Source organism: Bacillus sp. YP1 (assembly GCF_000877815.1).
GTDB lineage: Bacteria > Bacillota > Bacilli > Bacillales > Bacillaceae > Bacillus > Bacillus subtilis.
Genome location: NZ_CP010014.1, coordinates 88,343 through 101,457, shown reverse-complemented (window position 1 = coordinate 101,457; position 13,115 = coordinate 88,343). Strand labels below are relative to the sequence as shown.

The 13,115-nt window shown below is 45.5% G+C and carries 10 protein-coding genes and 1 pseudogene; 3 read left to right on the top strand and 8 right to left on the bottom strand.

What is annotated here, in order from left to right:
• Positions 1-5 precede the first annotated feature (5 nt).
• The 4 genes and pseudogenes from QF06_RS00480 to QF06_RS00465 all read right to left on the bottom strand — a co-directional run bounded on the left by QF06_RS00480 (position 6) and on the right by QF06_RS00465 (position 5,426).
• A complete protein-coding gene (locus QF06_RS00480) occupies positions 6-971 on the bottom strand; it encodes an L-lactate dehydrogenase (RefSeq protein ID WP_043940045.1) in 966 nt (321 codons plus the stop codon).
• 176 nt (positions 972-1,147) lie between these two features.
• Positions 1,148-3,127: an alpha-amylase gene (gene amyE, locus QF06_RS00475; protein WP_043940044.1), complete on the bottom strand. Its 1,980-nt coding sequence runs from the start codon at positions 3,125-3,127 to the stop codon at positions 1,148-1,150.
• 148 nt (positions 3,128-3,275) lie between these two features.
• Positions 3,276-3,877: pseudogene (locus QF06_RS00470) on the bottom strand (DUF6773 family protein).
• 115 nt (positions 3,878-3,992) lie between these two features.
• Complete coding sequence (locus QF06_RS00465) at positions 3,993-5,426, bottom strand: YfcC family protein (protein WP_003246402.1); 1,434 nt, start codon at positions 5,424-5,426, stop codon at positions 3,993-3,995.
• Between the two features lie 149 nt (positions 5,427-5,575).
• Between QF06_RS00465 and QF06_RS00460 the strand changes: the two genes are divergently transcribed.
• On the top strand, positions 5,576-6,727 hold the full coding sequence (locus tag QF06_RS00460; protein ID WP_043940043.1) for a M20 peptidase aminoacylase family protein: 1,152 nt from the start codon (positions 5,576-5,578) through the stop codon (positions 6,725-6,727).
• 37 nt (positions 6,728-6,764) lie between these two features.
• On the opposite strand, the gene opuAC is transcribed toward QF06_RS00460, so the two are convergent.
• Genes opuAC through opuAA form a run of 3 tightly spaced genes read right to left on the bottom strand, consistent with a single transcriptional unit; the run spans position 6,765 to position 9,752 of the window.
• The gene (gene opuAC / locus QF06_RS00455) at positions 6,765-7,646 is read right to left on the bottom strand and encodes a glycine/proline betaine ABC transporter substrate-binding protein OpuAC (protein WP_003246462.1); all 882 of its coding nucleotides are present in this window, start codon (positions 7,644-7,646) and stop codon (positions 6,765-6,767) included.
• Complete coding sequence (gene opuAB / locus QF06_RS00450; RefSeq protein WP_003234703.1) at positions 7,646-8,494, bottom strand: glycine/proline betaine ABC transporter permease subunit OpuAB; 849 nt, start codon at positions 8,492-8,494, stop codon at positions 7,646-7,648. The genes opuAC and opuAB overlap by 1 nt, the downstream gene beginning before the upstream one ends.
• Position 8,495: 1 nt before the next feature.
• On the bottom strand, positions 8,496-9,752 hold the full coding sequence (gene opuAA, locus QF06_RS00445) for a glycine/proline betaine ABC transporter ATP-binding protein OpuAA (protein ID WP_003246301.1): 1,257 nt from the start codon (positions 9,750-9,752) through the stop codon (positions 8,496-8,498).
• 289 nt (positions 9,753-10,041) lie between these two features.
• Between opuAA and QF06_RS00440 the strand changes: the two genes are divergently transcribed.
• Both QF06_RS00440 and QF06_RS00435 read left to right on the top strand, forming a co-directional pair.
• The gene (locus QF06_RS00440; protein ID WP_010886398.1) at positions 10,042-10,344 is read left to right on the top strand and encodes an ArsR/SmtB family transcription factor; all 303 of its coding nucleotides are present in this window, start codon (positions 10,042-10,044) and stop codon (positions 10,342-10,344) included.
• A 68-nt stretch (positions 10,345-10,412) separates the two neighbouring features.
• Entirely contained in the window at positions 10,413-11,585 is a 1,173-nt protein-coding gene (locus QF06_RS00435) for an MFS transporter (protein WP_029317213.1), read from the top strand.
• Between the two features lie 253 nt (positions 11,586-11,838).
• Here the strand turns inward: QF06_RS00435 and niaP are convergent, their stop codons facing one another.
• Complete coding sequence (gene niaP / locus QF06_RS00430; protein WP_043940042.1) at positions 11,839-13,041, bottom strand: niacin permease NiaP; 1,203 nt, start codon at positions 13,039-13,041, stop codon at positions 11,839-11,841.
• Positions 13,042-13,115 lie beyond the last annotated feature (74 nt).

Sequence of the window (13,115 nt, the reverse complement as noted above, 5' to 3'; positions counted from 1 at the left end):
TGCGGTTAGTTGACTTTTTGTTCTGCAAAATGAGGTTTTAAAATGTTTTTAAGGACGCCGGCGCTGTGAAGGAACTGTTCTTTTTCTTTCTCATTTAAGTTCAGCTCAGTGATACCTGCGATCCCTCCGCGGTTCACGACAGCCGGCACACCGATGTACACATCATCTGCACCATATTGCCCGTCCAAATATGTGCTGACAGTTAATATACTGTTTTCATTATGAAGAATGGCTTTTGTAATGCGAGCAAGACTCATCGCAACTCCATAATAAGTCGCGCCTTTTTTCTCAATGATATGGTAAGCTGCGTTTTTCACATCATCTACAATTTGGTCCAGCTCCTCTTGTTTGTACGCATCGTTTTTCTCAACGAGTTCACTGACCGGCACACCGCCGACATTCGCGTGGCTCCAAACAGGAAGCTCTGTGTCGCCGTGCTCTCCGATAATATGTGCGTGCACGTTTTGAGGCGCTGCGCCAAAGTATTCGCTCAGCATGAAACGGAATCTCGCAGAATCTAGTGTTGTGCCGCTTCCGATCACCCGCTCTCTTGGCAGGCCGCTGAATTTCCATGTTGCGTAAGTCAGGATATCAACCGGATTTGTCGCGATTAAGAAAATGCCGTCAAATCCGCTCGCCATGACTTCACTGACGATGTCTTTGAAAATCTTCAAGTTCTTTTCTACTAATTCAAGGCGTGTCTCACCAGGTTTTTGGTTTGCTCCGGCGCAAATGCAGACAATATCAGCATCCTTGCAGTCTTCATATGTTCCGTAAGATGTTTTGACCGGTTGTGGCGCAAACGCCTTTCCGTGGTTTAAATCCATCACATCGCCCATTGCTTTTTCTTTATTTACATCAATGACCACAAGCTCATCTGTGATCCCTTGGTTAATTAACGCAAATGCATAACTGCTTCCAACAAAACCCGCTCCGATTAAAGCTACTTTATTTACATGTTTGTTCATCATTAATCATCCTTCCAGGGTATGTTTCTCTTTGATGTCTTTTTGTTTGTGAAGTATTTCACATTTATATTGTGCAACACTTCACAAACTTTTGCAAGGGAAAAGTTTTGTCTGATTTATGAACAAAAAAGAAACCATCTATGATGGTTTCTTTCGGTAATTCCAGTCTAGCCTTGCCCTCAATGGGGAAGAGAACCGCTTAAGCCCGAGTCATTATATAAACCATTTTGCACGTAATCAAAGCCAGGCTGATTCTGGCCGGGCACTTGGGCGCTGCCATTATTAAAAATCACTTTGGCGTTGGTTGTATCCGTGTCCGCAGGCAGTGTCAGCGTGTAAATTCCATCTGCATTTTTAGTCATTGGTTTTCCAGGCCAAGATCCGGTCAATTCAATTGCCTGGCCCCCATCATGTTTATAGATATAAGCATTTACCTGGCTCCAATGATTCGGATTTTGATAGCCGATGGTTTTGGCCGAAGCTGGATCTCTTTTAATAAAACTGTATTCCTCGGTCCTCGTTACACCATCACTGTTCGTTCCTTTTAACATGATGGTGTATGTTTTGCCAAATGGATCTCCTTTTCCGATTGTGAATTGATCTCCATCCTTAAACGCCGTCTCTGGTCCATTATTGATTTGATAAACGGCTTTTGTTGTATTCGCATCTGCACGCAAGGTAATCGTCAGTTGATCATTGAAAGAATGTGTTACACCTGTTTTGTAATTCTCAAGGAAAACATGAGGCGCTTTTGCAATATCATCAGGATAAAGCACAGCTACAGACCTGGCATTGATCGTGCCTGTCAGTTTACCATCGTTCACTTGAAATGAACCCGCTCCAGCTTTATTGTCATACCTGCCATCAGGCAATTTTGTTGCCGTATTGATAGAGACAGAGGATGAACCTGCATTTGCCAGCACAACGCCATGTGAGCCGCGCTGATTCATAAATATCTGGTTGTTTCCATTCGGGTTCGAGAGTTCCTCAGGCTGTCCAGCCATCACATTGTGAAATCTATTGACCGCAGTGATAGCCTGATCTTCAAATAAAGCACTCCCGCGATCGCCTATTTGGCTTTTCCCCGGGAATCTCACACCATTTCCGCCTCCCTCAGGTCTGGAAAAGAAAAGAGGCGTACTGCCTGAACGAGAAGCTATCACCGCCCAGCCTAAACGGATATCATCATCGCTCATCCATGTCGACTCTTCATCATCATTGGCATACGTATCATGCGACTCTACCCATGTCACTAGCTTGTCCGCAGACACATCAGATGCATAGTGGGAGATATTCGACACGCCCAGATTGCGATTCTTTAAAGCGGACCTTATGGAATGCCCATAGTTAGACGCTGTCACATTCATATAATTCGCATATGCAGCATCTCTGGAGGCACTATCCTGCAGGATTTCTCCGTATTGGAACTCTGCAGCTGTATTTGTGATATTCGGCCAAAATTGACTGCCGTAACTGCCATCATCTGGAAGCTCTATATGTTTGGCGGCATCAAATCGAAAACCGTCTGCCCCGTCATTCAATGCCCTTTCTAAGAACCGTTTCAGATAGGACTGTACTTGTGTATTTTGTGTATTCCAGTCATACAGCCCGAGCAATGAATTCTGCGTGACATCCCATCGATCCGACCAGTTTTTAATTTGTGTGTTTCCATGTGTCCAGTTTGGAATACTCTTAACCTCATTGGAAATCGCGGCATAATCACTGGTGGTATGATTGATGACCGCGTCAACAATGACCTTTATGCCATATTCTTCAGCGGCTGCACACATTTCTTTAAATTCTTGTTCAGTACCTAAGTAACGGTTGCCAATTTGATACGATGTCGGCTGATACAGCCAGTACCAGTTCGACATGCTTTTATCTCCTTGATTCCCTTCCTTTACTTGGTTAATCGGAGATGTCTGAATGGCTGTATATCCTGCATCATGAATATCCTTCATATTGTGTTTTAACGTATTGAACGACCAATTCCATGCATGAAGAATGGTTCCGCTTTTGATCGACGGTGCTGTAAGCTCATTCGATTTGTTCGCCGTTTCAGCACTCGCAGCCGCCGGTCCTGCCAGAACCAAATGAAACAGCAATAAAAATCCAGCGAATAACGGCAGTAAAGAGGTTTTGAATCGTTTTGCAAACATTCTTGACACTCCTTATTTGATTTTTTGAAGACTTACTTCGGAGTCAAAAATCCCTCTTACTTCATTCTTCCGCTTCCTCCTTTCAAACCGATGTGAAGACTGGAGAATTTTGTTAACGCTTACATTTAAAATTATCACAATCACTCTATCAAAACAACTTGGCAGAGTGAATACAAATCAATGTTCCTATAAAAAAAGCTGCCCGAAACTGTGAACGCTTCCCTCGCTTTCCAAACAAAAAAAGAAACCATCTATTTTTCAAGATGATTTCTTTTTTATTTCTTCTTTTACCGCTCTTCTGTAAGCCAGCTTCACAATCACATACCGAAGCAGAAACAGAACGCCGCCGCAGACGATAAAAAGAAGAATCATTTTCAGCCAAGCGAAGAATGTATGGGGAATCCCCCTGTCGTACATCGTAAGCACCACTACCGCAAAGGCGACCGCAATTGATTCTATTCGCTGCTGCTTCACCCGTTTTTGCAGTTCTTCTTTGGTGTCTATTCTCGGCATGAGCATTCCGGATGCCGCAGCCCTGATGCAGTAATATAAGATAATGATGAACAAAAACACAAGGCTTGCAGCCCATTCTTTAAACGGAAATTCAAACATAATGCCGCGGATGATCACATCAAGCAGCGCAAATGCTCCCGCTATCATCCCAATCTCCGACCAGATTTTTTGTTCTTTTTCTTTTACTCTCTTATTTTTCCCATTCACGCCTGAAAGTCTATTACGCAGATTATTCATGACCTTCCTCCCGCACTTTTACGAATGGCTTATGGCTTACATGTTACAATAACAGCCTGCGCTTCTGCAATGAATAACTCAAAAGCCCGCCGTACAAGCCGGCGGGCAGCAATCGTTAAAACGGCCCCCAATTGATCATGACGCCGATCACGATAAAGACAAGCCCGATCAAGAACCAAATCAGAGCAAGCGGCACCATAAACCGCAGCCACTTGACATACGGAATACCGCTGGCGGCAAGCACCGCCATGAGAACGCCGGATGTCGGGTTCACACAGTTGACGACCCCTTCTCCAAGCATAACCGCTTCAACCGCAACCTGTCTCGTGATTCCCATCAAATCAGCGAGCGGCGCCAGGATTGGAATAAATACAACGGCTTCGCCAGAACCTGAAGAGATGAGAAAATGAAGCAGCGCACTGGCGATATACATGCCGATTGCCCCAGCAATCGGGCTGAATCCATCCAAAAGTGAAGCCAAAGCATTGACGACAGTATCGAGAAGCTTTCCATTTTCAAGGATAACGGAAATGCTTCGTGCCATCCCGACAATCAGCGCCCCGTATACAAGACTTTGGCAGCCCGTAATGAAGGTTTTGGCAATATCGTTCGCCGCAAGCCCGCCTATTAAACCGGCAAGGACAGAAATAAAAATAAATGTCGCAGCCATTTGGGAATCTGACCAGCCAAGCTTCAAAGCGCCGTATAAAAATCCGACAAGTGAGAGTCCCGCCACAGCCAAAATCAGCTTATGGCGAACGGTAAACGGCACTGACTGATCTTCTTCTTTACCGGCTTCGCCCATTCCTGCCGCAGGGAACCAATCTGTTCCTAACACACTGGCATCTTTTGATTTTTTTAATTTTCTCGTATACAAATAGATATAAATAATAGAAGACAGCAAAAAGCATATGTATATCACAACTCGCAGGCCGATTCCTGAGAAAAGAGGGAGCTCCGCGATTGATTGTGATAAACCGAGCGGTGACGGTGATAATATGGTGGAGTTAAATCCAGCGTAGCAGCCGATGTATATAACAGCGGCTCCCGCGACTGCGTCCCATTTTAAGGATCGTGCCACAATGAGGCCGATGGGGATAAAACCGATAACTGAATTCACGACAATCCCGGTTGTTCCGAGAATGGAGAACAATGCGCCGACAATACAAATAAATAATAATTGCTTTGTGCGGAATTTGCTGATGACATTGTAAATCAGGCCATTGATGGCACCCGTTTTTTCTAGAATAGCAATGGTGCCGCCTGTGAATAAAATCAGAAAGATGATGGGTGCTGATCCAACCATTCCATCCTGTAGAGAAGTAAAAAAGCTGATCAAGCTGACCGGAGACTGTTCAATTGAATGATAGCTTCCCGGAACAGCGGTCGTGACATCCCCCTTTGTCACGCGGTCAAATTCACCTGCCGGCACAATATATGAAGCGATTGCGCAAATGAAAGCAATCATAAATAAGAGGACATAGGCGTCAGGCATTTTAAATGTCATACGTTTTTTCTTAGGCTGTGTTTCGGCTGCTGGCATACTCATATTTCGATCCATCCCCTCTGTTTGAAAATATTAATTATTCTGAATAGTAGCAATATGTGCTATATTATATACAGCCTATCTTCCTGTTTCAATATAAATAAAGTAAAGAAGGTAAAAATTCATTCTGATAGAAGGAGGTATTTCTTACCATGCAAAAGCTTTCAGAAGACATGAAACAAACCATTATGGACATCTTCGAGCATCTGCACGCGAACCCTGAAGTCAGCTGGAAGGAATATGAGACAACTTCATTTTTGAAACAAAAGCTTGAGGATTTAGGGTGCCGGACGCGCACGTTTTCAGACTGCACCGGGGTTGTCGGCGAAATCGGCTCAGGCTCACCTGTTGTAGCGGTACGCGCTGATATTGACGCGCTGTGGCAGGAGGTTAACGGCACATTTCGCGCCAACCATTCCTGCGGACACGATTCACATATGACAATGGCATTGGGCACGTTAATGCTGCTAAAAAAACAACCTGAGCTTCCGAAGGGCACAATCCGTTTTATCTTTCAGCCGGCAGAAGAAAAAGGCGGCGGCGCCTTGAAAATGATAGAAGAAGGCGTGCTTGATGATATCGACTATTTGTATGGCGTTCACGTCCGTCCGATCCAGGAAACACAGAACGGCCGCTGCGCTCCTTCTATTCTGCACGGATCAAGCCAGCACATTGAGGGAACGATCATCGGGGAAGAGGCTCATGGCGCCCGTCCGCACCTCGGGAAAAACAGCATTGAAATTGCGGCATTTCTTGTACACAAGCTCGGACTCATTCATATTGACCCGCAAATCCCGCATACCGTCAAAATGACAAAACTGCAAGCCGGCGGTGAAAGCTCTAACATCATTCCAGGAAAAGCATCGTTCAGCCTTGATTTGCGCGCACAGACCAATGAAGCCATGGAGGCATTAATCGCCGAAACAGAAAGAGCCTGTGAAGCGGCCGCCGCTGCATTTGGCGCAAAGATCGAGCTGCACAAAGAACACAGCCTTCCTGCGGCAACACAAAATAAAGAAGCTGAAGCGATCATGGCAGAAGCCATTACGGAAATCATCGGGGCTGAGCGGCTTGATGACCCGCTTGTCACCACCGGCGGCGAGGATTTCCATTTTTACGCCGTGAAGGTGCCGAATCTGAAAACAACGATGCTCGGACTAGGCTGCGGGCTCCAGCCGGGGCTCCATCATCCGCACATGACCTTTGACAGAAATGCGATGTTTACCGGCATTCATATTTTGGCGAACGCCGTGCTCAAAACATTTCAGAAGGCGGAATCACTTGCTGCCGCTAACGCTTCTTAACGCAAAAAAAGCAGCCTGACACAGGCTGCTTTTTTGATTACTTCTTCAAATCTTCAATTGAGTTGACATTTTTCATATATTGAGGAACAACAAGCCCCATCTTCACACCAGTCATACTGGTGCCAATATCATCATATTTGCCTTTATATTTAGCGGCGTATGCTTTATGGGTATTCGGCAGCCATGCGGAAAGGGATGCATCCGCACTTCCCGTCGCAATTGCAGTCCACATCGGCCCAGCCTCTACCTGAGTAAGTGTTACCTCATAGCCCAAGTCTTCTAAGACTTTGCCTATGACGTTTGTACTTGCAATCTCACTGTCCCACGCCACATAGGCAAGGTTGATTTTGTCTCCCTTCACCTTTTGAACGCCTTTTGTCCATTCGGCAATCTGATCCTTATGTTTATTGACGTACTCAGCAGCAACTTTGGCAGGTTTCTCGCCTTCTTCCACCTTGATCATGATTTCGCCCATTTCGTCCTGCGTCCATTTAAACTGGCTCAGAAGCTTTGCGGCATTCGGCTGCTCTTTGCTGAAGCCTTTGCGTGTGATCGTATGGATTTCCTCTGCGCTGCCATAAGATTGTTTCGGATCATCGAGATATTTCAGCTTATATCTGGAGAACATCCAGTGCGGTGTCCATCCTGTAATGATAATCGGTTTCTTACGGTCGTATGACTTTTTAAGCGTAGCGGTCATCGCAGCACTTGACGCTGAAATCAATGTCCAGTCATTCAGGTCATAATCCTTCATCGCTTTGTCAGTCAGGGACATAATCCCTGAACCGGGGTCAATCCCGATGATGGTCTTATTCACTTGTTCTGCTGCGGATGCATTTTCATCGTTTTCTGAACCGCAAGCCGCAAGTGAGAGCGCCAGCATGGCGGAAACGCCGATGCCTATGATTTTTTTAAGCATCAGGCATTCCCCCTGCTTTTCTTCTTCACTTTAATATTTTGAGTAATACGGTCCAGGGTAATGGCAACGATAACGATGGCGATACCGGCCTCTACTCCGACCCCGGTTTTCAGCTGTGTAACGGCACTGTATACTTCAGAACCAAGTCCCGGTGCACCGACCATTGCGGCGATAACAACCATTGATAACGCAAGCATGATGCTCTGGTTGATCCCGGCCAAAATCGTTTTTGTCGCAAGCGGGAGCTGAACTTTAAACAAACGCTGAGCTGTTGTAGAACCGAATGCCTCAGTCGCTTCAATCAAATCCGCCGGCACTTGTTTAATACCGAGAACAGTCATGCGGATTGTCGGCGGCATCGCGAAGATAACAGATGCAACAACACCCGGCACAACACCGATGTTAAAGAAGAAAATCGCCGGCAATAGATATACGAAAGCAGGCATTGTCTGCATTAAATCAAGAATTGGCGTTACAATACGGCGAACCGTTTCTTTCTGAGACGCCCAAATTCCGATCGGAACCCCGACCACAATCGAAATAATCACAGATGTCAAAACAAGCGCCAATGTTTGCAGCATTGGGTCCCAATATCCTAAATAATCGATCAGGAGGAATCCAATCAACGTAAATAACGCAATTCCCCTTGTACTGATCCACCACGCAAGTGCGGCGAAAATAATCGTTAACAAAATAGATGGAATAAATCCAAGACCGGTGACAATTCCATTTACAAAAGCGGCCAATCCGTTAGCGATTCCGTCGAAGAATCCGCCAAACGTCATCGTAATCCAGTCAACAAAACGGTCAATAATATCTGCTAAAGGTATTCTAGGCAGTCTATCCATCTTATTTCACCTCCTGTGCAGAAGGATCTTGTGTTTGTTCGTTAGTGCCTTCAGCATTGATATACTCGTTATTGCCGGCAAGTGCGCCAATCAGCGCGCCTCTTACGACAATTCCTTTCATTCTTTGCTTCTCATCCACAACCGCAATTGGAATATTCGCATCGGACACAACGTCAAAAATCTCAGTCAGATACGTATTCTCTGGTACAGTCGTAAATTCTGTATTCAAGATGTCTTGAAGTGACAAATCAGACTCAGCCGCTTTTTTCGCATCAGACGCATAGATAACACCTAATAATTTCTTTTGTTTATCCACTGCATAAATTGAAGAAATTCCAAGGTTTTTCATCAGTGTCAATGCTACGCGAGGCCCTTTATCAATCCGCACTGTTTCAGCGCGTTTCATAATGTGGCCTGCTGTGAGGACTTTAGACAAATCAACATCTTCGACGAATTTCTCAACATATTCGTTAGATGGATTCATCAGGATTTCTTCAGGCGTGCCGATTTGAACGATGTTGCCGTCCTTCATTAGGACAATTCTGTCGCCGATCCGCAACGCTTCGTCCAAGTCATGCGTAATAAAGATAATTGTTTTTCCGACATTATCGTGAAGATCAAGAAGCTCATCCTGCATATCTTTACGAATCAGTGGATCAAGCGCACTGAACGCTTCGTCCATCAGAAGGATGTCCGGATCATTTGTCAACGCGCGGGCAAGGCCGACACGCTGCTGCATCCCGCCGGAAAGCTGGTCTGGATATTGGTGTTCAAATCCTTCCAGTCCAACGAGCTTAAGAGACTCAAGCGCTTTTTGCTGCCGCTCTTGTTTGTCTACACCTTGAAGCTCCAGTCCGTATTCTGTGTTTTCAAGTATCGTTCTGTGCGGGAACAGAGCGAACTTTTGGAAGACCATGCTGATTTTCTTCCGGCGGACTTCCCGGAGCTGGTCTTTAGACATATTTGTTATCATGTCACCATCAATGTAAATATTTCCGGCAGTCGGTTCAATAAGCCGGTTTAACATCCGTACTAAAGTTGATTTACCGCTCCCTGATAGACCCATGATGACAAATATCTCACCATCATATACTTCAAAATCTGCCTGATTAACACCAACGGTTGATCCGGTTGCTTTCAGGATCTCTTTTTTTGTCTTTCCGTTGGCAAGCATTTGAACTGCCTTCTTTGTTTGTTTCCCAAAAATCTTAGAGACTTTCTCGACTTTTATCTTAATTGGTTTCTCATCTACACTCATATTTTCCCTCCATATTAAGCAATCTTTATTACCGTAACATTTATGTAACTTCCCACACAAACAGCATATTCTCTTTTATTCTGTACCATTTCTTTATAAACATCCATGTGACCACATGATCTTATTTATGCTTCTAAATGCTCTGTAATCCTCCTATATGATTGTATTTTACGGGTGATTTTTCTCCTATCTTTAGTTGAAAACGCTTTTATTGGAATTGAATTCCTCCTTCCTCTTATGACTTCCTGCTCCTTTACTGGAAAAATAAGTTGCTTTTCCAACACCCATTATGTATTATAGTTTCATGACTATGAAACAATCAGATGATCAAATCAGAGCGCAAATTTTTAAAGCACTGTCTGATGAATCAAGGCTTGCCATTATTCGTACGCTTTATGTCAGCGGAAAAGAACTCAGCTGCGGTGAAGTAGGTGAAAAGTGCAATATTGTCAAAACCACGGCATCTTATCATTTTAAAACGCTGCGTGAAGCGGGATTGACGGCAACCCGGAAAGATTCGCGTACAAAATACGTCAGTCTGCGTGAAGACACATTTCAAACATACCTGCCTGGCTTTTTGGAAACCCTCTAACAAAGGGTTTTCTCTATACATATCTGTTTCATAGTTTCAAAGTTATAAAACAATAGGAGTGATAAAATTTGAATCGCATTTGGCTTTTCTTCAGTGTCATGTTTGTCATTGGCACGGATACCTTTTTGCTTTCGCCGCTTCTCCCCCTTTTACAGGATCAGTTTCATGTCTCTACTGATTTGTCAGGCTGGATGGTCAGTGCTTATGCACTCGGTTATGCGCTCTTCGCTTTCATTGCAGGCCCAATCTCAGACCGGCTGAACAGGAAAACAGTCATGCTGTGGGGACTTGCAGGCTTTATCGTATCCACATTTTTATGCGGCATCGCTCCCTCTTTTGCCGCCATGTGCCTGTTCCGTTTTGCCGCAGGCGTTAGCGCTGCGTTTGTGACGCCTCAAATTTGGGCGTCCATCCCAGTCATTGTCCAGCCTTCTCAGATCATAAAAGGCATGGGGATTGCGACAGCAGGTTTGGCCGCTTCACAAATGCTCGGACTTCCTATTGGAGGGTTTCTCGCTTCCTTTACATGGCATACGCCATTTTTCGTTTTGTCAGCGTGCTCGCTTATTCTTCTATTGATCCTGGCGGCGGTCATGCCTGATATCCTGCCTTCTGAACCATTGGCGCGCCCATCAATTGTCAACCCCTATCGGGAGCTTTTTTCATTGCCGAAAACATCGGTCATTCTGCTTGCCTATTTTCTGTTTCAAACCGGAAACTTCGCATCGTTCAGCTTTCTGGGTACTTGGCTTTCCGCGGATTATCATTTAACCGTGTCACAAATTGGCGCAGCTATGCTTGTACTCGGACTGGGAAATATGCTCGGGAGCCTTATCGGCAGCCGGGTTTCAGAAAAGCTGGGCATGTTTAAAACACTGATCAGCGGGATGCTGCTAATGGGCGCTCTCTATTTCGCTCTTCCGTTCTTTCCAAACTTGTTTTTAGTAGAAGCCGGCTTTTTTCTCACGTTCTTTACAGCTGGCATCATCTTTCCGTTAATGATGGGTGTCTTTCAATCCATTGCACCAAATGCGCGAGGAACCATCGCTTCCCTTTCCAATGCCGCTATGTATGCCGGGACCACTGTCGGTACAAGTATTGCAGGTTTTTTATATCAAAGCACACAGCATTTCGGAGCTGTCACAGGATTTACTGCCATTTTGTTCATACTTTCTATGACGCTCTACCAGGCAATCAGTAAAACCGGGAAACGCCAATCCGCAGCCCGGGCGCAAATGTAAAAATAGCACCTCATTCAAGAGGTGCCTCAGATTGTTGACAAAATCTTTTCAGCGTGATTGAAAACCCTTGAAGTCTAGGAAAGACGAGCATAGGAGCGGACATTCACAGGATGTGATGACGACGGCGTTTAGGCAGGACGCCTGAGAATTTAGCCGTTGATCCACTTCGCATTGAGCACCGAAGCGCAGTCCTGACAACGAATGCGAGGGTTTGTCGACACGCTGAAAGCACCTCTTTTAAGAGGTGCTTTTCCTATTCTAGCTCAGTTTGTTTCGTTTCTTTTCCCATAATCAAAATACAAGCAACCGCGAGTAAGATTGCAATGCAAAAGATTGAAAAGATGACCGAAAACGAAATATGACGGGCTGCGAGCGTTCCGACGAGCAAAGGCCCGAAGATGCCGCCGATTCTTCCAAACGCTGCTGTCGTTCCTGAACCTGTTGCTCGAATCGCAGTCGGGGATTGCTCCGGGGGATAAGCATACAGCACTCCCCATGCACCGAGATTGAAAAACGATAACAGCATTCCAGCCGTAAGCAGAAGACTTAAGGAATCCGCCGTTCCGAAGAAATAGGCGCTTCCTGCTGTACCAATCAAGTAAACGACGAGTATCCACTTCCGGCCCGCTTTTTCAATCAGCCATGCGGCAGAGAAATAGCCCGGTAGCTGAGCAAGCGTCATCAGCAGGACATATTCAAAGCTTTGAATCATGCTGAAGCCTTTCAGCAGCATGACACTCGGGAGCCATAGGAACATGCCGTAATAAGAAAACACCACACAGAACCAAACGATCGACAGCATCACCGTCGGCCGTATATACTGTCTTGCCCAGACGCTTTTTACATTCTCCCACACCGACCTCTTTTTGGCAGAAAGCGATTCATATTTCGGCGAATCAGGCAGACTCGTCCGCAGGTACAGCGCATAAAAAGCAGTCAGCGCAGTTAACAGCAGGGCAGCCTGCCAGCCAAAGCTTGGTATCACAAAGTAAGAAATCAAGGCCGCTGCGAGCCAGCCCACGGCCCAAAAGCTTTCCAAAAGCACAATCACTCTGCCCCGCTTTTCAGGCACAACCGCTTCCGAAACGAGTGTTGAAGCGACTGGAAGCTCGCCGCCAAGTCCCATACCAATCACGAAACGAAGGATTAGAAATGCCGATAAGCTCGTCACAAAAGCGGAAATGCCGCTTCCGATGGAAAAGCATAAAAGGGTGATGATGAACACTTTTTTGCGGCCGATTCGATCAGCAAGCAAACCAAACAAAAACGCACCCGCAGCCATGCCGATGGAATTGACGCTTCCGATCCATTTCATTTCTTCGGGCGACAGATTCCACTCTACATGGAGCGCGGCGATAATAAACGATAATATTCCGACATCCATTGCATCAAACAGCCACCCCAAACCGGCGACGCCCAGCAGTTTACGCTGGGATATAGGCTGTTGTTTTCCCATTGCCAACACCTCTGATATGCAAAATGATTACCGTTTAAGTTTACACCTGTCTTTACACATTGTCATTAACTAAA